Origin of the sequence: Candidatus Symbiopectobacterium sp. NZEC127 (assembly GCF_025962675.1) — a bacterium.
Classification (GTDB): Bacteria; Pseudomonadota; Gammaproteobacteria; order Enterobacterales; family Enterobacteriaceae; genus Symbiopectobacterium.
The window spans coordinates 824,698-844,818 of record NZ_JAGFPG010000001.1; the positions used below are offsets into that span (position 1 = coordinate 824,698).

19 protein-coding genes, 1 pseudogene and 1 other annotated feature are annotated in these 20,121 nt (G+C 53.6%); of the genes and pseudogenes, 6 read left to right on the plus strand and 14 right to left on the minus strand.

Going from position 1 to position 20,121, the window contains the following annotated elements; translation table 11 throughout:
* Genes oppC through oppF form a run of 3 tightly spaced genes read left to right on the plus strand, consistent with a single transcriptional unit; the run spans position 1 to position 2,933 of the window.
* Positions 1–906 (plus strand): oligopeptide ABC transporter permease OppC, encoded by a 906-nt coding sequence (gene oppC / locus J5069_RS03955; protein ID WP_264642623.1) that lies wholly within the window; start codon positions 1–3, stop codon positions 904–906.
* A gap of 9 nt (positions 907–915) precedes the next feature.
* Positions 916–1,929 carry an oligopeptide ABC transporter ATP-binding protein OppD gene (gene oppD / locus J5069_RS03960; protein WP_264642624.1) on the plus strand — a complete coding sequence of 338 codons (1,014 nt, stop codon included), beginning with the start codon at positions 916–918 and terminating at the stop codon, positions 1,927–1,929.
* A complete protein-coding gene (gene oppF / locus J5069_RS03965) occupies positions 1,926–2,933 on the plus strand; it encodes a murein tripeptide/oligopeptide ABC transporter ATP binding protein OppF (protein WP_264642625.1) in 1,008 nt (335 codons plus the stop codon). Before oppD ends, oppF begins: the two co-directional genes overlap by 4 nt.
* A 44-nt stretch (positions 2,934–2,977) precedes the next feature.
* Here the strand turns inward: oppF and J5069_RS03970 are convergent, their stop codons facing one another.
* Complete coding sequence (locus tag J5069_RS03970; protein WP_264642626.1) at positions 2,978–3,301, minus strand: HI1450 family dsDNA-mimic protein; 324 nt, start codon at positions 3,299–3,301, stop codon at positions 2,978–2,980.
* 94 nt (positions 3,302–3,395) lie between these two features.
* Positions 3,396–4,856 (minus strand): cardiolipin synthase, encoded by a 1,461-nt coding sequence (gene cls, locus J5069_RS03975; protein ID WP_264642627.1) that lies wholly within the window; start codon positions 4,854–4,856, stop codon positions 3,396–3,398.
* A gap of 203 nt (positions 4,857–5,059) precedes the next feature.
* Between cls and J5069_RS03980 the strand changes: the two genes are divergently transcribed.
* Positions 5,060–5,236 (plus strand): YciY family protein, encoded by a 177-nt coding sequence (locus tag J5069_RS03980; RefSeq protein ID WP_196907077.1) that lies wholly within the window; start codon positions 5,060–5,062, stop codon positions 5,234–5,236.
* A gap of 78 nt (positions 5,237–5,314) precedes the next feature.
* Here J5069_RS03980 and J5069_RS03985 read toward each other — a convergent pair whose 3' ends face one another.
* Complete coding sequence (locus J5069_RS03985; RefSeq protein ID WP_264642628.1) at positions 5,315–6,970, minus strand: methyl-accepting chemotaxis protein; 1,656 nt, start codon at positions 6,968–6,970, stop codon at positions 5,315–5,317.
* 217 nt (positions 6,971–7,187) lie between these two features.
* Entirely contained in the window at positions 7,188–7,484 is a 297-nt protein-coding gene (locus J5069_RS03990) for a YciI family protein (RefSeq protein WP_264642629.1), read from the minus strand.
* A 138-nt stretch (positions 7,485–7,622) separates the two neighbouring features.
* Between J5069_RS03990 and tonB the strand changes: the two genes are divergently transcribed.
* Positions 7,623–8,387, plus strand: a complete 765-nt coding sequence (gene tonB, locus J5069_RS03995; protein WP_264642630.1) for a TonB system transport protein TonB — start codon at positions 7,623–7,625, stop codon at positions 8,385–8,387.
* 68 nt (positions 8,388–8,455) lie between these two features.
* Here tonB and yciA read toward each other — a convergent pair whose 3' ends face one another.
* The 4 genes from yciA to J5069_RS04015 form a co-directional block, all read right to left on the minus strand.
* Positions 8,456–8,887 (minus strand): acyl-CoA thioester hydrolase YciA, encoded by a 432-nt coding sequence (yciA, locus tag J5069_RS04000; protein WP_264642631.1) that lies wholly within the window; start codon positions 8,885–8,887, stop codon positions 8,456–8,458.
* 27 nt (positions 8,888–8,914) lie between these two features.
* Positions 8,915–9,469 (minus strand): septation protein A, encoded by a 555-nt coding sequence (locus tag J5069_RS04005; RefSeq protein ID WP_222160695.1) that lies wholly within the window; start codon positions 9,467–9,469, stop codon positions 8,915–8,917.
* A 182-nt stretch (positions 9,470–9,651) separates the two neighbouring features.
* Entirely contained in the window at positions 9,652–10,404 is a 753-nt protein-coding gene (locus J5069_RS04010) for a YciC family protein (RefSeq protein WP_264642632.1), read from the minus strand.
* 124 nt (positions 10,405–10,528) lie between these two features.
* Complete coding sequence (locus tag J5069_RS04015; RefSeq protein ID WP_264642633.1) at positions 10,529–10,903, minus strand: YkgJ family cysteine cluster protein; 375 nt, start codon at positions 10,901–10,903, stop codon at positions 10,529–10,531.
* A gap of 283 nt (positions 10,904–11,186) precedes the next feature.
* On the opposite strand from J5069_RS04015, the gene ompW reads away from it, so the two are divergent.
* A complete protein-coding gene (gene ompW / locus J5069_RS04020; protein ID WP_264642634.1) occupies positions 11,187–11,819 on the plus strand; it encodes an outer membrane protein OmpW in 633 nt (210 codons plus the stop codon).
* Positions 11,820–12,006: 187 nt separating this feature from the next.
* Here the strand turns inward: ompW and J5069_RS04025 are convergent, their stop codons facing one another.
* From J5069_RS04025 to J5069_RS04050, 6 genes and pseudogenes are all read right to left on the minus strand, one after another.
* The gene (locus J5069_RS04025; protein WP_264642635.1) at positions 12,007–12,729 is read right to left on the minus strand and encodes an oligogalacturonate-specific porin KdgM family protein; all 723 of its coding nucleotides are present in this window, start codon (positions 12,727–12,729) and stop codon (positions 12,007–12,009) included.
* Between the two features lie 497 nt (positions 12,730–13,226).
* The gene (trpA, locus tag J5069_RS04030) at positions 13,227–14,033 is read right to left on the minus strand and encodes a tryptophan synthase subunit alpha (protein ID WP_264642636.1); all 807 of its coding nucleotides are present in this window, start codon (positions 14,031–14,033) and stop codon (positions 13,227–13,229) included.
* Positions 14,033–15,226: a tryptophan synthase subunit beta gene (gene trpB, locus J5069_RS04035; protein WP_264643722.1), complete on the minus strand. Its 1,194-nt coding sequence runs from the start codon at positions 15,224–15,226 to the stop codon at positions 14,033–14,035. The genes trpA and trpB overlap by 1 nt, the downstream gene beginning before the upstream one ends.
* 65 nt (positions 15,227–15,291) lie before the next feature.
* Positions 15,292–16,668: a bifunctional indole-3-glycerol-phosphate synthase TrpC/phosphoribosylanthranilate isomerase TrpF gene (trpCF, locus tag J5069_RS04040; RefSeq protein WP_264642638.1), complete on the minus strand. Its 1,377-nt coding sequence runs from the start codon at positions 16,666–16,668 to the stop codon at positions 15,292–15,294.
* Between the two features lie 7 nt (positions 16,669–16,675).
* Positions 16,676–18,357 (minus strand): annotated as a pseudogene (gene trpD / locus J5069_RS04045) (anthranilate phosphoribosyltransferase).
* On the minus strand, positions 18,357–19,943 hold the full coding sequence (locus J5069_RS04050) for an anthranilate synthase component 1 (protein ID WP_264642639.1): 1,587 nt from the start codon (positions 19,941–19,943) through the stop codon (positions 18,357–18,359). Before J5069_RS04050 ends, trpD begins: the two are co-directional and overlap by 1 nt.
* Positions 19,944–20,008: 65 nt before the next feature.
* Positions 20,009–20,112, minus strand: a sequence feature (Trp leader region).
* Between the last annotated feature and the right edge of the window lie 9 nt (positions 20,113–20,121).

A 20,121-nucleotide genomic window follows, 5' to 3' on the forward strand; every position in this document is an offset into this window, starting at 1 on the left:
ATGTTTAGAAAGCAGAATCATCACGCGCTGATGCAGATGGGGCAATCATTGGACATCAAAGGACGCAGCCTCTGGCAGGATGCCGGGCGGCGGTTTATGCATCACCGGGCCGCCGTGGCGAGCCTGATGATGCTGGGGAGCATTGCGCTGTTTGTTACGCTGGCTCCGCTGTTGTCCCCTTTCAATTTTGCCGATACGGATTTTGCCATGATGTCGCAGGGACCGGATTTGGCCTCAAAGCACTATTTTGGTACCGATTCTAACGGCCGAGACCTGCTGGTGCGCGTTGCCATCGGCGGGAGAATTTCGTTGATGGTGGGCATTGCCGCCGCGCTGATTGCCGTGCTGGTGGGGACGCTGTACGGGGCCATTTCGGGTTACGCGGGCGGCAAGGTCGATTCCATCATGATGCGCTGGCTGGAGATCCTGAACTCCTTCCCGTTTATGTTTTTCGTCATTCTGCTGGTGACCTTTTTTGGGCAGCAGCTACTGTTGATCTTTATTGCGATTGGCATGGTGTCGTGGCTCGATATGGCGAGAATTGTGCGCGGGCAGACGCTCAGCCTCAAACGTAAAGAGTTTATTGAAGCGGCAGTGGTGTGCGGCGTTTCTACCACGGGCATTGTGTTACGCCATATCGTGCCAAATGTGCTGGGCGTCGTGGTGGTTTACGCGTCATTGCTGGTTCCCAGCATGATCCTGTTCGAATCGTTTTTAAGTTTTCTTGGGCTGGGCGTGCAAGAGCCGCTCAGCAGCAGGGGCTCGCTGCTCAATGACGGTGCGAACTCAATGGAAGTGTCGCCTTGGCTGCTGCTGTTTCCGGCCGCGTTTTTGGTTGTCACCCTGTTTTGTTTTAATTTTATCGGCGATGGCTTACGGGATGCCCTGGACCCGAAGGATCGTTAAGGAGCCGCTATGATTGCAAAAGACGCAGAACAGAGAGGGGATAACCTGCGCGCGCTGCACCCGTTACTGAGCGTGACGGATCTCAGCGTGCGATTTGCCACCGAGGAAGGTGATGTCACGGCGGTGAACGCGCTGAGTTTTACCATTGATCAGGGCGAAACGCTGGGCATTGTCGGAGAATCAGGCTCGGGAAAATCACAGACCGCGTTCGCGCTGATGGGGTTGCTGGCGGCAAATGGCCAAGCCAGCGGCTCGGCCCGCTTTATCGGGCATGAGATTCTTAATCTGCCTGAAAAATCGCTCAATAAGCTGCGGGCGAAAGAGATCGCCATGATTTTTCAGGATCCGATGACCTCGCTCAATCCTTATATGCGCGTCGGTGAACAACTGATGGAAGTGCTGATGTTTCATCAGGGGTGCAGTCGCAGCGAAGCGTTCGACGGTGCGGTTAACATGCTGGATGCGGTGCGCATGCCAGAGGCGCGACAGCGGATGAAGATGTACCCCCATGAGTTTTCCGGCGGCATGCGCCAACGGGTGATGATTGCCATGGCGCTGCTGTGTCAGCCAAAGCTGCTGATCGCCGATGAACCGACCACGGCGCTGGATGTGACGGTTCAGGCGCAAATGATGATGTTGCTTGCGGATTTAAAACGGGAATTCAACACCGCCATCATCATGATTACCCATGATTTAGGCGTGGTGGCAGGCATTTGTGACAAGGTGTTGGTGATGTATGCGGGTCGCACTATGGAGTATGGCAGCGCGCGCGATGTATTTTATCGTCCCTCGCACCCTTATTCGGTAGGATTGTTGAACGCAGTGCCCCGTCTGGACGTCAGTGACGAAACGCTGGCCACGATACCCGGTAATCCGCCCAATTTGTTGCATTTACCGCCGGGGTGTCCCTTCCTTCCCCGCTGTCCTTATGCCATGGAGCGTTGCCAGGAGGTGCCCGCGTTAACCACGTTTGATGCGGGTCGGATGCGTGCCTGTTTTCGCGCGGTAGAGGAGGTGCTATGACAACCCAACAGGAAAAACGCGTCATCCTCGACGTACGTGACCTCTGTGTACATTTCGCTGTCAATGCGCGCAAAAAATGGTTCTGGCAACCCGCACAGTCGCTCAGAGCGGTCGATGGCGTCACGTTTCGCCTCTATGAAGGTGAAACGCTGGGTATCGTCGGTGAATCGGGTTGCGGTAAATCGACCCTGGCGCGTGCCATCATCGGGCTGGTGAAAGCCACCAGCGGACAGATTTGCTGGTTGGGTCAGGATTTGTGCCACATCCATCAGGACGGGTGGCGTCACGTTCGCAACGATATTCAAATGATTTTTCAAGACCCGCTGGCGTCTCTTAACCCGCGTATGACGGTGGGTGAGATCATTGCCGAGCCGCTGCGCACTTATCGTAACGATCTGTCCCGGCAAGTGATCAACGAGCGCGTCAAAAATATGATGCAGAAGGTGGGGTTACTGCCTAACCAGATTAACCGCTATCCCCACGAGTTTTCCGGAGGCCAGTGCCAGCGTATCGGTATTGCCCGGGCGTTGATTTTACGCCCCAAGTTGATTATTTGTGATGAGCCGGTATCGGCGCTCGATGTGTCGATTCAGGCGCAGGTGGTGAATCTGCTGCGTCAATTGCAGAAGGAAATGCAACTGTCGCTGATTTTTATCGCGCACGATCTCTCGGTGGTGAAACACATTTCCGATCGCGTACTGGTGATGTATCTCGGGCACGCCGTGGAGTTGGCAACCGATGACGCCTTGTTTGGCAACCCGTTGCACCCTTACACCCAGGCGCTGATGTCGGCAGTGCCGATCCCCGATCCCGACAAAGAGCGCAGCAAGCGGATACAGCTGTTGGAGGGGGAGTTGCCTTCACCGATTAACCCGCCCACCGGCTGCGTATTTTGCACCCGCTGTCCGATAGCCAGCGAAACCTGTGTCAAGACGCGCCCGTTGCTGGAAGGCAATTTTACCCATGCGGTCTCGTGTCTGAAAGTCGATCCGCTACAAGGCTGAGCATAAAAAAGGCCTGCGCATGTGCAGGCCTTCAGCGCGGCGAGTTACTCACGCCACAAGATATGGCACATCTTGTTGTCTTTTTCCCGGCAAATCAAAATACGCGCAAACACGTCGTCGATCGGGTCGCCATCTTTTGCTGCCAAACCAATCACCACTTCAGCAAAAAAGTCCGGATTCAAATCGACATCGACATGTTCTTGCCAGTCCTCGGCAGGATCGAATAATTCCGCACCGCCGCGCTCTTCAAATTGAAGATTGAACAGGATGATATCCGCCGGGTCGAGGTTGTCTGACGCCAGTTCAAGAAAGATATCGTAGGCTTGCTCAAGCGTTTCATCTTCCGTAAGACGGTTATTCAGGTCCATAAGACATTTCCATAGATTCAGTAATGGCACTATTAGAACATGACGGCTCGGCTATTGACAGCGCAACGCACGGCGATTATCAGGAGCTCGGGCATCACAAAAACGGGCTGAAAAAGTAAAACAGCCGCTCGACAATACGCTGCCAGTAGGGACGCTGTTGCCATTTACTTTCATCCATCAGGCGTGAACGTGCGATGTAGTCTTCCTGCACGCAGGCCAGATCGCTGCCAAAGCCGTCATCGTCGATCACCAGCGTGATTTCGAAGTTAAGCCACAGGCTGCGCATGTCGAGATTAACGGTGCCTACCAGACTGAGTTGTCCATCGACCAACACGCTTTTGGTGTGCAGTAATCCATCTTGAAACTGATAGATTTTTACTCCTGCGGCAAACAGCTCATTGAAAAAAGCGCGGCTGGCCCAGCCGACTAACACCGAGTCGTTTTTGTGCGGCAAGATAATGCTGACATCGACGCCGCGCTGTGCCGCGGTACAGATGGCGTGCAGCAGATCGTCACTGGGCACGAAGTAGGGCGTGGTCATGATCAACTGGTGTCGCGCGGAGTAGACGGCCGTCAGCAGCGCTTGGTGGATCATGTCTTCGGGGTAGCCCGGACCGGATGCAATCACTTGCACGGTATGTCCGCGTTCCTGTTCGAACGGCATTAGCCCGACGTCCGGCGGTGGAGGCAACAGGCGTTGACCCGTTTCCATTTCCCAGTCGCAGCAATAGATGATGCCCATGGTGGTAGTGATCGGACCTTCAATACGCGCCATCAAATCGACCCACTGGCCGACGCCCGCATCCTGTTTGAAAAAGCGCGGATCGACCATGTTCATGCTGCCAGTATAGGCAATCCGGTTATCAATCAGGATCACTTTGCGGTGCTGGCGTAAATCCATGCGACGCAGAAAAGCACGAAACAGGTTGACCTTAAGAGCTTCCACCACCTCAATACCTGCATCGCGCATCTGTGACGGGGCTGTGCTGTGGAAGAAATCGACGCTGCCCGCAGAATCCAGCAAAATTCGACAGGTTACGCCGCGTTGCGCCGCTTTTTTCAAGGCCGCAGTGACCTGTTCTACTAACCCGCCGGGTTGCCAGATGTAAAACACCATCTCGATGTCGCTGCGTGCCAGGTCGATATCCCGCACCAGGCCTTTGATGGTGTCTTCAAAGGTGGTCAACAGTTGCAACTGGTTTCCCTTGATGCCGCCAATCCCCTGGCGGCGCTCGCACAGTTGGAACAGCGAGCGAGCCACTTCACTGTTCTCCGTGGCGAAGATCTGCCGATACTCGGCCAGTTCCCGCAGCCATTTTGCCGTTGAAGGCCACATGCGGCTGGCGCGTTCGGCGCGCCGCTTACCCAGATGCAACTCACCAAACGAGAGGTAGGCGATAATACCGACCAGCGGCAGAATATAGATGACCAGCAACCAGGCCATTGCAGAAGGAACCGCACGGCGCTTCATCAAGACGCGAAGTGTGACGCCAGCGATCAGCAGCCAGTAACCCAGAACCAGTAGCCAACTTAACAGCGTGTAAAAAGTGGTCATAGCAGCGTACAGATCCCTTCAGCACACGATTGACATAAAGTGTACGCATAGTTTGTCAAAAGAGGAAATTCCTTTCGTCTGAATAGAATAGGGCGAAATTGCCGGTACCGACACAGCAAAAAGGCCAGGGTGCTTGGAATGACCTGAGAACGCGCTATACTACCACGCCGCACCCCCTCCCGTTTTCGATAAAGAGTGTTGTCATGAGACGCAGCAGAAATGAAGTGATCCGGTGGCGCATGTTACGCCAGGTTCAACGACGCAGAGGTCGTTGGTTGGAAGCCCAGTCACGCACCTATCGGCATATTCACTATGCCCGTTATCTGCAACAGAAACATCAGCGTCGTGCTCTGCTGTATGCGGTGGCCTACGAGTGGTAGTGGTCCAAACGGACATGTTAGCTGTCTGAACGGCCACACGTTGTGGCCGTTGTTTGTTAGTGCGTCGTCCGTGCGCGGCTAGCGCGCCATTCCTAATAGCGCGGATGAGGCAGGTTGCCCCGTTTCCAGCGCGTTTGCGGTGGGCAGGGTGAAGAGGGTGACGGATGAGCGCAATTGCTCGGTCTGGTCCAGTAACGAATTGAAGGTATCGGCGCTGGCTTCGACCTGACTGACATTCTGTTTGACCGTATCGTTCAGGGTTTGAATGCGGTCAGTTACCGCCTGAATGTGCTGGGTTTGCTGCGAGGAAATGTCGGCGATTTCATTAAGAAAAGCACCGGTGCCCTGCGCGGAGCTGATGATATTTTGCAGACTGTCGCTCAATTTCTTGACCAATTTGGCACCGGTCGCGACGCTGCTGTCTGAGTCGCGAATCAGTACATTAATGTGCTGTGCCGACTGGCTACTCTGCGCTGCCAGAGTACCAACCTCACGGGCAACCACCGCGAAACCGCGTCCCAGTTCACCCGCTCGCGCGGCCTCAATGGCGGCATTCAATGAAAGAATGTGCGTTTGAAACGCCACGTTTTCAATCATCCCGATAGCATCCGTCATCTCTTTGGTGCGTCCGGTGATATCGGACATCGCAGCATGCACGTCATTCATCATCAATTCACCGTGAGCCGCCATGGAGCTGGTATTCAAGGCATGCTGGCTGGCCTGCTCGGTATGCTGGGTGTGCTGCGCCAGTTGTGCATTCAACTGAAGAATGTTGTCCGTGGTCGCTTTAAGCTCATTGGCTTGCAGGCGCGCCTGTGAAAACAGCGCCTGATTATCCACCGCGACGCGGTCAACGTGCTGCGTCATGCCGTCAATGCCGTGGCGCACTTGGCTAACAAGATTGGTTAACCCGGATTGCATTTGCGCCATGCTGCGATTTAACACAGCGATTTCGCGGGTGCAGCCGCTGTTCTCATCAAGTTGCTGGGAGAGATCGCCCGACGCAATGCGTCCAAGGTGATGAATAATGCGGTTGAGGGGGCGAATGATGATCCGGTTTACGGTGGCCCACACGCACAGCGAGACGGCCAGCAGCAGCCCGAGAACCACCATGAAGATGGTGTGAGTGCGGTCGAGGGAAATCAGAAATTGTTCCCCGTGCTGCTTTTGGTGTGAGGCATTATTCGCCAGATAGTGGCCGTATTTCTGCGTAAAATCATTTTGGTAAGCCTGAATCGGCACCATAAAAAAGATATCGATCTGATTGCTCTGTTTGATCCCGTCAGCCAGTTCGACCAACCCTTGATACAATTGTTGGTAGCTACGCAGTAACGCCTGACTGTCACTGTCATTGTCGTCAGGTTTTTCGATCTGTTGATAATAGTCCTGAGCCTGTTTGAGTGAGACTTGCGCCTCTTCCATCAGGCTATTCCAACTGCCGACGGAACCGGTTTCTTTATCAACCATCAGGTAGATGCCAGCCCGGTTTAGCTTATCGCTGGCGGTCATCGCCGCCATACGCGCCTGATCCAACAGCGCCTGTTGTTCACGTAAACGATCGTTGGCAGCGGTATCACGCTGTACCTGGGTCATGGTGTTGGAAATAATCGCGATCGACATCAGTTGCAGCAGTGAAAACAAACCGATAATCAGCAATAACCCCAAAAAAATGCTGGGTCGGAATCTGCGGAACAATGTCCCTTTTCCCTTCAGAAACGCGAATTGTGCTAGCATAAGTCCTGGCTCTCAATCAACAAGAGTCAGTACCCTAACATTGTTAAATGACTATATTATTTCAGCTTTTTCCTTCAGTAGCTGATGTTGTTCAAATTCACTGAAATAGATATGGCGTTGAATTGCTGCCGGTAATACAGCAAAAACGCGCCAAACCGGGCGCTTTTGCTGCGTCATAAATGCTGTCTTAAACAAAATAACCGTTGAAATTGCAGGGTTAAAATACCTTTTTATAGGGTTTTACGGTTACGCTCTGGTACACGCCTGCGGCCACGTAGGGATCGGCATCGGCCCAGCGCTGCGCATCGCTCAGAGAGGGAAATTCTGCGATAACCGCGGAACCGGTAAATCCTGCATCACCGGGCGTTTCACTATCAACGGCGGGTAACGGACCTGCCGTCAGCAAGCGACCTTCATCGCGCAAGGTTTGCAGTCGTGCCAAATGGGCAGGGCGTGCAGCCAGACGATTAGACAATGAACCGGAAACGTCCTGAGCAAAAATGATGTACAACATCTTGATAATCCTCAAGGGAATAGCGTGAAAATACCATCATACTCCGCCAGTGGTTTTTTTAACAAACTATCGGGTTCTTATTGAATATGATTGCTATTTGCATTTAAACTTGGGCGGCTAAGAGGACAACGAAAAATTATGCCGCAAACAACTTTATTAGGTATCCGCCGCCAATCCTGGTCTTTTTTACTTTCTGTTGGCGTTCATGGTGGATTAATCGCCGTATTGTTATACGCATCGTTTAATGACGCACTTGAACTTCCGCAAGCGACGAAGCCGATCAGCGTCGTGATGGTTGCGCCTGCGGCGACGGAAGCGGCCCCTGCACCGCAGGCCGCACAGCCCGAGCCGGAGCCAGAACCGCAGGTCGAGGCAGTGAAACAACCGGAGCCTGAGCCGGAACCCTTACCGCAGCCTGTCGCGATCCCGTTACCAGAGCCCAAGCCAGAACCGAAGCCCAAGCCGAAACCGAAAACGGAGCCGGTAAAGAAAAAGGTTGAGCCACCGAAGAAGACGCAAGAGAAGGCAGATGAGAAACAGCCTCCTTCGCCGTTTACCTCGGAGGATGCCAGCAAAACCCGTGACAATGCGCCTGTGCGCCAAGCCCCGGCACCGTCTGCCTCAGCGCAGTCATCAGGACCGCGGCCGTTGAGTCGTGCGCAACCGCAGTATCCGGCACGCGCTTTTGCGCTGCGCGTAGAAGGCCGGGCAACGCTTCAGTTTGATGTGGATAGCGAAGGGCGAGTAGACAATATTCGCGTGCTGAACGCTCAGCCGCGCAACATGTTTGAACGCGATATTCGTCAGGCAATGCGTAAATGGCGTTACGAAGCGGGAAAACCGGGCAAGGATTTGCAGGTAACCATCATCTTTAAAATTGATGGCGGTGCCGTGGTTGAATAAACTAGCCCATGCAAACCAAAAAAAAGAACCGCAAATGCGGTTCTTTTTTTTGCCCAAGCCCGATGACGTTAAGGGGCCGGGTCGGGTGCGGTAAAGTGGCTTTTCCCGGCCGGTAGTTCGCAGGGATGGCCCGCTTCATCCACCGCAACGTAGGTGAAAAGCGCCTGGGTTGCACGGTAACGTTGCCCGATGGGGGCGGTGGAGACCTTCTTCACCCACACTTCAACGTTGATATCCAACGAACTGCGCCCGGTACGCAGACAGCGGGCATAGCAGCAAACCACGTCACCGACGGCGACAGGCTTGAGGAAGCTCATGCCGTCAACGCGTACTGTGACAACGCGCCCTTCGGCAATCTCTTTCGCCATGATGGCACCGCCAATGTCCATTTGCGACATCAGCCAGCCACCAAAGATATCGCCATTGGCATTGGTATCTGCGGGCATGGCCAGCGTGCGCAGAACCAGCTCACCGTGAGGTGCAGTTTGAGTAGTGCTCATCGTCGTCTCAGGTTAACGGTTAAAGGATTACTGTTTGCTTTCGTTATTGTTCTGCTCAGGCGGCAGATGGCGATAGATATACACGCCACAGGCAAGTGTAAACAACAAGGTGAGCCCTGTCAGCCCAAACACTTTGAAGTTCATCCACAGCCCTTCTGACAACCAGAACGCGACATAGATATTGAGCAGTCCACAGGCAATGAAAAACAGCGCCCAGGCCGTATTCAGCTTGCGCCACACCGGCTGCGGCAGCGTAATCTCTTTGCCCAGCATGCTCTGAATCAGCGACTTGTTGAAAAACCACTGGCCAATCAGTAACGCACCGGCGAACAGCGCATAGATGATCGTCACTTTCCATTTGATGAATTCGGGGTTATGGAAATAGATAGTCAGCCCGCCGAACACCGCCACCAACACCACGGTGACCAGCATGGTTTTTTCCACTTTGCGAAATTTGTACCAGCTGTAGAGAAAAGCAGCGAGTGTGGCAGCGATCAGCGCGCCAGTTGCCCAAAAGATATCGTGCAGTTTATATACGACGAAAAAAATAACTAAAGGTAAAAAATCAAGAAGTTGCTTCATTATATCGACCCATTACAACGCGAGGTGCCAAAGATTAACCACATTCACCCGTAGGCGATCGTCTGCTGCTGGTTGTCATTATCCTTGATTGCGCCATTCGCATCCTGTTTTATCGTAAGAATTTGCAGAACATTACTTTTCTGTTAATCAAACATGCCGCCCGCAGACGGCATGCTCGCTCATTATTGACGCAGCAACATATACAGACGGAAAAGGTAAATCAAAAAGAGCGCAGAGATCAGGTTACTCACCCCATTCATCAGGATTGCCATGGTGGTAGGCGATGCCAGCGGCAGACGCGCTACCAGCATCAGCAGGGCAACCTTTGCCAACAACCAAAAGAGCACAGCAGGAGCAATCAGCTTCAGATTGGCATAGGCGAGCTTTGCGCTGAGGCGGATGGAGGCGAAAACGCCTTTATTCTCAACCGCGGCGATCACGGGAGATAAACTGACTGCGATGGCCAGCAACACCCCCGGCACGATCAACAGCAGCATACCCAGTTGCACTAAAATGGTACCCACCAGGATCAAAAAGAACAGTCGCGGCAGCAGCGGTGCGGAGGCACCAATCGCGCGCAGCGCGCTGGTGGCTTGTCCGGCCGAAACCTGTCTCACCAGCGTCAACACACCGCCGGTCAGCAACGCATTTCCGACCAGTGCGGCAAAGGTGCTGGCTGCGGAAACTTTAAGCAGCACCATCTGTTGCTCGGGCGTCATTTGTTGAATCAGATCGTGCAGCCCCAACTGGCCGGTGCTGGAGAGATCGCCACTGACATTACTCAATAGCTGTAACTGTTCCGGTGCCGGTATTAATGCCTGATTTAACATGACAGTAATGACCGCCGTGAGTAATGACAGCAACAACAGGCCGATAAGTTGGTTACGCGTAAAATTCATAGTGTCACGGTAGAGGGTACCGGCCGTGATAGACATGAAGGCTCCTTGGCTATTCAACAGTGAAAACGACGCGTCTCCGCGCCCAATGATCCACATTGTAACCTGTTACCTCAAAAGGTTGCACCTTGCTGCACGTCTGAAAAGGGTATTCGCTGCAAATTTATTCGGCAGGGTAAAGCGGGGGCAAGCCATAGCGGGCTCTGGCGCGATTGCAGGCGTCATTTTCCTCACCGTTCTCACCAGACCGTAAAAACTCACGGCACGGTGAGGGGCGCTGTGCATAGATGTTGCAACTGACAGCCTGACCGATCTCGCCTTCAAGCGCAACACAGCGGCAGTGCGCTGTGCTGTTGGTGCCCTGCATACAGCGGATAAACGGGGTAATGGGTTCTGTCAGGCTTGCTGGCGTCAGTCCGCCGCCGTCATCAGCCTCTGCCCAGTAAAATGAGACGCGAAAAAAACCGCAGCAGGCACCGCATCGCAGGCAGCTGTTGAGGTTATCTCCGATATTCGATTTCCGGTTCGACGTATCCATGGTTGACCTCTTCCACAACGCCATCACAGGGGGCCGGGCAGTCATTCACTATAGCGCTACGGCCTCAGCGCCGTGAAGGCTCAGTATTACCCTGCGCACTAAATGCGCTTTAAACTAAAAATTGATGTGAATCAATTTTAGGATTTTTAAGCATTTAGCTCATCTTGATGTGTTTTGGATTTCGCTTTTTTAGCGTGAAAGTTGTGATCTGGCTTAAAACAAGAATACCTACTTAGAGGTATTCTGCGCTCGACTTTAAACCATATAAAGGGAGTGGGTAATAATGAAAAAAACGTCTTTGGCTCTACTCGTCGCAACGTTGCTGCCTGTTTTCGCTCAGGCGCATCAGGCAGGTGATTTTATTGTGCGTGCAGGAACGGCTACCGTGCGCCCAAATGCGGGTGGGGACACGGTGCTGGGTGTCAGCTCTTTTAAGGTCGATAACGATACGCAGTTGGGGCTGACGTTCAGCTACATGGTCACGGATAACATCGGTGTTGAATTGCTGGCTGCAACCCCGTTTACGCACAATGTTGGGTTGCAAACGGTCGGTAATGTGGCACAGGTGAGCCATTTGCCCCCGTCTTTAATGGCGCAGTATTATTTTCGTGATGCGAAAGATAAGCTGCGTCCGTATCTGGGGGTGGGGATCAACTACACCCTATTTTTCGATGAGAAATTCAACGATCATGGTAAGAGTATGGGCTTAAGCGATCTCAGTGCGAAAAACTCGTGGGGGGTGGCCGCACAGGCCGGGTTGGATTATAACCTGGATAAAAACTGGCTGATTAATGCCTCGATTTGGTGGATGGATATTGATACCGACGTCCGTTTTAATTCGCCTGCTGGCCCACAATCGATCAGCACTCGGCTCGATCCATTCACCTTTATGTTTGGGGTTGGCTATCGCTTTTAATAGAATCACAACCTGATATTAACAATTATACTTGCGGCGCTTTCGAGCGCCGTATTTATTTCCAGATAAACTATCACGCACTAAACTATATATTCTACTGGTACAAAAAAACGGCGGGTATTAATCCGCCGTTTTTCAACACAGGGTAAAACTAACCAATAAGGCTAACGTAATAAACGTTTAGCGATTAGAAGTTGTACTGCACACCAACACGGTAACGAGTTTGACGCTCGTCAGTGACAGTGCTGCCTTCGATGTTGCCCACTTCAACGTACGGGGTCCAGTTTTTGTCATACTTGTACGCCAGCTTGACGTTGTGAGTCATGTTGTCGTTGTCTTTGTCGGCGATGTAACCAACAGAACCCGCTTTGGTGTTTTTGTTGTATTCAAATTCGTATTCAATGTTGAAGTTTGCAGGCAATTTATAGCCCAAGGTGCTGGTAATGGTGTAACCGCTCATGTCGGTGTTTTTGCCAGCTTGACCGATGTTGTTGCTGTTACGTTGGTAGAACGGACGATAGCGCAGGCCATAGTACAGAGAATCAGTAATGTTTGCTGTACCCTTGATATATGGACGGTATTTTGAACTGTTGCTGTCTGATACAAAGTTCAGGCCAGCTTCAAGACCAAATGTTTTATCAAACTTGTACAGGTAACTTGCAGTTACTTCCGTGCCGTTGCTAACAGGTTCGTTGTACGGTTTGTTCGGCGTAGTATCGTTGCCGTGCTGTTTCCATTTGGCTTCCATGGACAGGCCAAAACCGTTATCAAAACGGTTGGAGATCAGCAGACGATCTTGATGGTTTGCGCTGGTGGTATCTCTCATTTCATGACGGTAATCAAAGGTCACAGCCATGCTGCTCATGCTGACTAACGAGGTTACCAACACCGCGAGTAATTTAGCTTTCATTATATTATCCCATGTCAAGAGAATTATTATTAAAGAGAAGACGCTACTTTTTTATAGCAAGTCCATTGTATGTATTCTTTCTTACAGTAATGTGAACAAGATCTTCAAAATCAGATATTAGTTCAGCTATTTCATTTTTGTGATTTCGTTCAATTAATCAAGCGAAATTTTATGTATTTAAAATTGAAATATCGTTTTGAATTTTATATATTTCTGTTTTGAAGTTTATCTTTCAATTAGAAATTATTTTTTACAAATTAACGCAAATTGAAATATATTTATTGTTGATTATTTGATTGTGTTAAAAATCGATTTCCCCAGCAATGAATTTCTCCGTAAAATAATCATAAATAGGGTCTTGTCAGGGTAAAAAAATATTTTTCCCACTGCCATGTCCGGTGTCAGGTCTGATAAACGGCGGGATTTTCGCGATAACGCAGTGAAAAATGCTATCCCCGCCAGAGGAATAGCTGGCGGGGAGGGGAGAAAAGTCAGGATCAGACGCGCGTAGCGGCTTTCATACGACTGACGAAATCATGCAGTTTTGCCAACATTACGTCTGGCTGGTGGCGATGTTGTTCAATGATTCGCACAATGGCAGAGCCAGAAATCGCGCCAGCGGCACCGGAAGCGATAGCCTCTTTTACCTGTGACGGTTCTGAAATACCAAAGCCTTGCAAAGAAGGCGCAGCGTGATACTCCGTCAGCGTGGCTATCAGGTGGTGCAACGGCAGCTCAGCGCGCTTCTCCGCGCCCGTCACGCCCGCACGCGACAACAGGTAAGTATAGCCGCGGCCATGAGAGGCAATCTCTCTGAGCAAGGCGTCACTCGCGTTAGGCGGGCAGATAAAAATCGGTGCAACATTGTGTCGCAACGCAGCGGCGCGGAAGGGTGCAGATTCTTCAATCGGCACGTCGGCGATCAGCACGGAATCAACGCCCGCGTCGGCACAGCGCTGATAAAAAGCATCGATACCGTTGCTGAATACCAGATTGGCGTACATCAACAGGCCAATAGGCATGGTGGGGTGCTTCTGACGGATGGCCGCCAGCATCTCAAAACAGTGCCCGGGGGTGACCCCCGCTTCAAACGCGCGCAAGGTTGCGGCCTGAATCGTGGGGCCGTCCGCCAACGGATCGGAAAAGGGAATGCCTAATTCTAACGCATCGGCACCGGCATCGATTAAGGTATCAATAATCTGCAATGAGAGTGCCGGGGTTGGATCGCCTAAGGTAACAAAGGGAACAAAGGCACCTTCTTTCTTTTCAGCCAACTGTGCAAACCGTTGTTGATAACGCTCCATCAGATCTCCCCCCGACCTTTCAAAATATCGTGCACTGTAAATATGTCTTTATCGCCGCGGCCAGAGAGGTTAACCACCAGCAGTTGCTCTTTTTCAGGCTCCTGACGAATCATCTTCAAGGCATGTGCCAGCGCGTGAGACGATTCCAGTGCCGGAATGATGCCTTCATGGCGGGACAGCTCCTGAAACGCGTCAAGCGCTTCATCATCGGTAATAGAGACGTAGTCGGCGCGCCCAATACTGTTCAGGTGGGCGTGCTGCGGACCGACTGACGGGAAATCCAGCCCGGCAGAAAGGGAGTAGGACTCCTCGATTTGGCCGTCGGAGGTCTGCATCATGGGCGATTTCATGCCAAAATAGATTCCCACGCGGCCGTGTTTCAGCGGTGCGCCGTGTTGCCCGCTCTCAATACCCAGTCCCGCAGGTTCAACGCCAATCAAACGCACCGGGGTTTCTTCGATGAAATCGGCAAACATGCCGATGGCGTTGGAGCCGCCGCCGACGCAGGCGATAACGGCGTCAGGTAAACGCCCTTCGTGCTCCAGAATCTGCGCTTTGGTCTCTTCACCAATCATGCGCTGGAATTCACGCACAATGGTCGGGAACGGGTGTGGCCCGGCGGCGGTGCCCAATAAATAGTGTGCCTTGTCATAGCTGCCAGACCAGTCGCGCAGCGCCTCGTTACAGGCATCTTTCAGGGTAGAAGAGCCGCTGTGCACCGGGATCACTTCGGCACCCATCAGTCGCATACGGAACACGTTGGGTGACTGACGCTCGACGTCTTTGGCCCCCATATAGATACGGCATTTCAGACCGAGCAGGGCACAGGCCAGTGCGGTTGCTACACCGTGCTGCCCTGCGCCGGTTTCAGCGATGATCTCGGTTTTCCCCATGCGCTGGGCCAGCAGCGCCTGGCCCAACACCTGGTTGGTTTTATGTGCGCCACCGTGCAGCAGATCTTCACGCTTGAGATACAGCGTGGCGCGTGTGCCCTGGGTCAGATTGCGGCAGCGGGTGAGCGCCGTGGGACGACCCGCATAGTTTTTCAGCAAATCGGTAAAGGCGGCCTGAAATTCAGGATCTTTCTGTGCGTCAACAAAGGCCTGTTCCAATTGCTGTAACGCGGGGATCAGTATCTGCGGCACATACTGCCCGCCGAATTCACCAAAGTAAGGATTAAGTAACGTCATAATGTTCCTGTCTTTCCTGTCAGTGCTAATCGAAAAATTGAAGCGTGTCGCGCCGTACTGTCCGGCGATTATTGCGGGTAGAGCGGGGCAAAGGCGGCATGTATTTTCACCGCGTCTTTGATCCCGGGTTCGCTTTCGACACCTGAGTTAACATCCAGTCCGGCACAGCCGAGCTGTGCGGCTTTAGCGCTATTAAACACATTCACGCCACCGGCCAACAGCACGTTACTCAGATCGGCCTCATGCAATAAATTCCAGTCAAAACGCTCGCCGCTGCCGCCTTGTCCGTTATCGAACAGGTAGCGATTCACACCGGCAAAATCGCGTTTGGGCAGTCTTTTTTCAACGCTGAGCGCTTTCCAGATCTGGCAGGTGGTGGGCAGCAGCGCGCGCAGGTCATCAATGGCGGTCTGATTTTCATTGCCGTGCAGTTGCACGGCGAACAACCCCAGTTGTCGGGCCGTCTGTGCAATCTCAGCGGCAGGCGCGTTACGAAATACGCCAACGTAGCGCAACGGTGCACCGGACATCACCGTCGGTGCGAACGCCGGTGTAACATAGCGTGGAGAGGAGGGCACAAAGATCAACCCGCCATACACCGCACCGGCGTTGTACGCCGCCGCGGCGTCCATGGCACGTGTGAGCCCACACACCTTATTCTCACCTAGGATCAGGCGGCGCACCGCTAACGACAGATTAGGCTCTGACATCAGCGAACTGCCAACCAGAAAACCGTTGGCATAGGCGCTGAGCTCGCGGATTTGTGCGGCGTTATGAATGCCGGATTCACTGATTACCGTAACATTTTTGGGCAAGCGCGGTGCCAGCGTGCGCGTGCGGTCGAGGTCGATAGACAGATCGCGCAAATCGCGATTGTTGATACCGACCACGCGAGCCTTGAGCGCGATAGCCCGTTCCAGCTCGGCCTCGTTACTCACTTCTGTCAATACGCCCATTTTCAGGCTGTGCGCCACCTGAGCCAGTTCGCGGTACTCATGATCGTCCAGCACCGACAGCATCAGCAGAATGGCATCGGCCTGATAATGGCGCGCCAGATAAATCTGGTATTCCGAGATGATGAAATCCTTGCACAGCACCGGCTGCCTGACGACAGCGCTGATGCGCGGTAGAAAATCAAAACTGCCCTGAAAATATTTCTCATCGGTCAGTACCGAGATGGCGGAGGCGTAATCGCTGTAGACGCGGGCAATGGCCACCGGATCAAAATCTTCGCGAATCAGCCCCTTGGAAGGCGATGCCTTTTTGCATTCCAGAATAAACGCGGGCTTTTTATGTTTGAGCGCCGCATAAAAATCGCGCTGGCTGGGAACAAGATCCGCTTGAAAGCTGGATAACGGCTGTGCTTGCTGGCGCGCAACAATCCAACTCACTTTATCTTTAACGATGTTACCCAATACGGTCTTGTTCAGTTCTGACTCTTGCATAGCACCTTTACCCTCTGGCGGCGAGCGCTGTCACGCGCTGATAGGCCTGCCCGCTGTGAATAACATCCAATGCCTGCTGCGCGTTCTGGCGCAAATCTTCTTGCCCGAACAGACGCAGCAATAATGCGACGTTGGCGGCCACGGCATTACCGTGCGCGCGTTCGCCTTTGCCTTGTAACAGACGCGCCAGAATATCACGGTTTTCTTCGGGCAGCCCGCCCTGGAGTGCAGAAAGCGGGGCGCTTTCCAGACCAAAATCGCGGTGGGTCAATTCATAGGTTTCCACCTTGCCATCACGTAATTCCGCCACTTGCGTAGGGGCGTGCAGCGCGACTTCATCCATACCGCCGCCGTGCACCACGGCGGCGCGTTGATAGCCGAGCACGCGCAGCGTTTCGGCGATGGGCGTCACCAGATGCGGGCTGTAAACCCCAATCAGCGCCAGCGGCGGGCGTGCCGGGTTAATCAGCGGGCCCAGCACGTTAAACAGCGTGCGCGTTTTCAACAACTGGCGTACCGGCATCGCATGGCGGAATCCGGTGTGGTACTGCGGTGCAAACAAAAAGCAGACGCCGAGATCGTCCAGCGCCTGACGCGATTGTTCGGGTGCCATATCCAGTTTAATGCCGAACGCGGACAGCAGATCGGATGAGCCGGAACGGCTGGAGACGCTGCGATTACCGTGCTTGGCAACCTTCACGCCACAGCCAGCGGCCACGAACGCGCTGGCCGTAGAGATATTGATACTGTTGGTGCCATCGCCGCCCGTGCCGACGATATCGGCAAACAGATAGTCGGGACGCGGAAAAGGTTGCGCATCCGCCAGTAAGGCCGCAGCCGCACCGGCGATCTCTTCCGGGTGTTCACCGCGAACCTTCATGCTGATCAGTGCGGCTGCCAACTGCGCGGGCTCCAACTCACCGTGCACAATCGCGCTGAACAGCGCCTGACTCTCCGCGCGCGAGATGGCCTGAGCGCCAAACAGTTTCTCGAGAATGGCTTGTTTTTCCAGTGTGGCGTCGATAGGTGCGGCGGCCAGCGTATTCACAGATGCGTGCATAACATATCCTTAAATTCGGTAATGATTTTTGTTGTGGGTCGCGATAAGGCTTATGCCAGCGCCCACGCCAGCGTCTGCTCCAGCAGACGGGCACCGTGAGTGGTCAGGATAGATTCGGGGTGAAACTGGAAGCCGCAGACGCGATCGGCGTCGTGACGCACTGCCATCACCATGCCGTTAAAATGGGCATTGACCGTGAGTTCATCAGGCACCTGACTGCCTACCAGCGAGTGGTAACGCGCGACCGGCAGTGGGTTAGGTAATCCCTGAAACATCGCCTGGCCGTCGTGCTCAATGGACGAGGCTTTACCGTGCAGGATTTCACCGGCTTGACCCACGTGACCGCCATAGGCTTCAACAATCGCCTGATGCCCGAGACAGACGCCAATAATCGGCAAACGACCGCGCAGTTGGGTTAACAGCGCAGGCATGCAGCCTGCCTGTGCCGGGGTGCCGGGGCCGGGCGAGAGCATCAGCACCGGATTTTCCAGTGTTTTCAAGCGGGCAATGAGGGTGTCCACCGGTACCTGATTACGGTAAATCACCACGTTGTGGCCGCTGGCGCGCAGCTGATCCACCAGGTTGTAGGTGAAAGAATCAATATTATCGAGCAACAGGATATCGGCCATCAGAAGATCTCCTTGGCATGGTGAGCCGTGGCAATGGCGCGAAGCACCGCGCGCGCTTTATTACGAGTTTCGTCGGCTTCCGCCTGCGGTTGTGAATCGAGCACCACGCCCGCACCGGCCTGCACGGTAGCGATACCGTCTTCAACATAGGCAGAGCGGATGACGATGCAGGTGTCCAAATCGCCGTGAGCGGTGAAATAGCCCACGGCGCCGCCGTAGCTGCCGCGCCGTGTTTTTTCACTGTCGGCAATCAGTTGCATGGCGCGCACTTTCGGCGCACCGCTCAGCGTGCCCATGTTCATGCAGGCGCGGTAGGCGTGCAGCACGTCCAAATCCTTACGCAGCGTACCGACAACGCGGGAAACCAGATGCATCACGAATGAATAACGATCGACCTTGGTGAGATCGGCCACGTAGCGGCTGCCTGCTTCACAGATACGTGCCAGATCGTTACGCGCCAGATCGACCAGCATCAGGTGCTCAGCCAGCTCTTTATGGTCAGTACGCATTTCCAGCTCGATGCGGCTGTCGAGATCGCGATCCAGTGAACCATCCGCGCGACGGCCGCGCGGGCGCGTACCGGCAATCGGGTAGATTTCAATCTGGCGAGAATCCGCGTCGTATTTCAGCGAGCTTTCAGGCGACGCGCCAAACAAGGTGAAGTCTTGATCCTGCATAAAGAACATATAGGGGCTGGGATTGTTCTCTTTCAGCGTCTGGTACGCGGCCAGCGGCGATGGGCACGGCAGTGAGAAACGGCGTGACGGCACCACCTGGAAGATTTCACCGATGCGAATCGCTTCCTGCATTTGACGTACCACATCACCGTATTCTTCATCGCTCTGGTTACAACTGAGCGTCATATCGGTCAGCGTCTGGCGCGGCAGCGCGGGTGCTGGCTGCTGCAACTGGTGCCCTAACTGTGCCAGACGGTGTTGCAGACGCTGACGTTCGGCGGCATCGGGCGTGAACAGGCTGGCCTGTAAATGCGTGACGCGCTGTTGGTGATCGAGGATCAACAAGGTTTCTGCCAGATAAAAGCAGTAATCCGGGCAGCGTTGCTGTTGGCTGAGCGGCGGTAATGCTTCAAACCCGGCAACCAAATCGTAAGCGAACAGGCCACCGAAGAACATCGCTTCCCGCTCATCGGCGGGGCTGGTGACCAGCGTTTGCAGCAGACGCAACGCATCAAAAACTGACAACGAACGCAGACGTGCATCTTCGTCTTGCAGGGTATCAACGGCGGGGAAGGTTAACTCACGACCGTTGGGGCGCACGGCGACATCGATATCTGCCGGTAATAGTTGGTCGAGCAATGGCAGCAGCGTCGCGCCGTTAGCGGTCAATGCCTGAATGGAGACCTGCTGCCCCAGTGCGGTGATCCGCAGTGCGCTATCAATGATCAACAGGCTTTTCAGATCCTGTTTACTGTCAATTTCCGCGGATTCCAGCAGCAGCGTCGCCGGTCGGGCACCGCACAGCTGATGGAAAACCGCGCTCGGATTATCGCGATAAGCGGCTTCGCTGCGCAGCAGTTCAAGCTGCGGCTTATCGGTGGATGAAGATATCGTTGCTGATGTTTGCATCGTCGCTACTCTGGTTGTCTGCTGCCCGTTTATGTCGGTTTCACGTCATCGCACAGCAGTAAGTCATAAAAAAACCCGCCAATTAAGCGGGTTTAGAGATTTTGCATGTTGTGATAACAGCTATGCGTTAATACTCCACCCGCCACAGGGAAGAGCGCCACCAACCAGCGGTTTTGAA

Bases quoted from the DNA above. Each gene is read 5' to 3' on its own strand.
- oppC (WP_264642623.1), top strand. From the start codon at position 1: ATGTTTAGAAAGCAGAATCATCACGCGCTGATGCAGATGGGGCAATCA.
- oppD (WP_264642624.1), top strand. From the start codon at position 916: ATGATTGCAAAAGACGCAGAACAGAGAGGGGATAACCTGCGCGCGCTG.
- oppF (WP_264642625.1), top strand. From the start codon at position 1,926: ATGACAACCCAACAGGAAAAACGCGTCATCCTCGACGTACGTGACCTC.
- J5069_RS03970 (WP_264642626.1), bottom strand. From the start codon at position 3,301: ATGGACCTGAATAACCGTCTTACGGAAGATGAAACGCTTGAGCAAGCC.
- cls (WP_264642627.1), bottom strand. From the start codon at position 4,856: ATGACCACTTTTTACACGCTGTTAAGTTGGCTACTGGTTCTGGGTTAC.
- J5069_RS03980 (WP_196907077.1), top strand. From the start codon at position 5,060: ATGAGACGCAGCAGAAATGAAGTGATCCGGTGGCGCATGTTACGCCAG.
- J5069_RS03985 (WP_264642628.1), bottom strand. From the start codon at position 6,970: ATGCTAGCACAATTCGCGTTTCTGAAGGGAAAAGGGACATTGTTCCGC.
- J5069_RS03990 (WP_264642629.1), bottom strand. From the start codon at position 7,484: ATGTTGTACATCATTTTTGCTCAGGACGTTTCCGGTTCATTGTCTAAT.
- tonB (WP_264642630.1), top strand. From the start codon at position 7,623: ATGCCGCAAACAACTTTATTAGGTATCCGCCGCCAATCCTGGTCTTTT.
- yciA (WP_264642631.1), bottom strand. From the start codon at position 8,887: ATGAGCACTACTCAAACTGCACCTCACGGTGAGCTGGTTCTGCGCACG.
- J5069_RS04005 (WP_222160695.1), bottom strand. From the start codon at position 9,469: ATGAAGCAACTTCTTGATTTTTTACCTTTAGTTATTTTTTTCGTCGTA.
- J5069_RS04010 (WP_264642632.1), bottom strand. From the start codon at position 10,404: ATGTCTATCACGGCCGGTACCCTCTACCGTGACACTATGAATTTTACG.
- J5069_RS04015 (WP_264642633.1), bottom strand. From the start codon at position 10,903: ATGGATACGTCGAACCGGAAATCGAATATCGGAGATAACCTCAACAGC.
- ompW (WP_264642634.1), top strand. From the start codon at position 11,187: ATGAAAAAAACGTCTTTGGCTCTACTCGTCGCAACGTTGCTGCCTGTT.
- J5069_RS04025 (WP_264642635.1), bottom strand. From the start codon at position 12,729: ATGAAAGCTAAATTACTCGCGGTGTTGGTAACCTCGTTAGTCAGCATG.
- trpA (WP_264642636.1), bottom strand. From the start codon at position 14,033: ATGGAGCGTTATCAACAACGGTTTGCACAGTTGGCTGAAAAGAAAGAA.
- trpCF (WP_264642638.1), bottom strand. From the start codon at position 16,668: ATGCAAGAGTCAGAACTGAACAAGACCGTATTGGGTAACATCGTTAAA.
- J5069_RS04050 (WP_264642639.1), bottom strand. From the start codon at position 19,943: ATGCAAACATCAGCAACGATATCTTCATCCACCGATAAGCCGCAGCTT.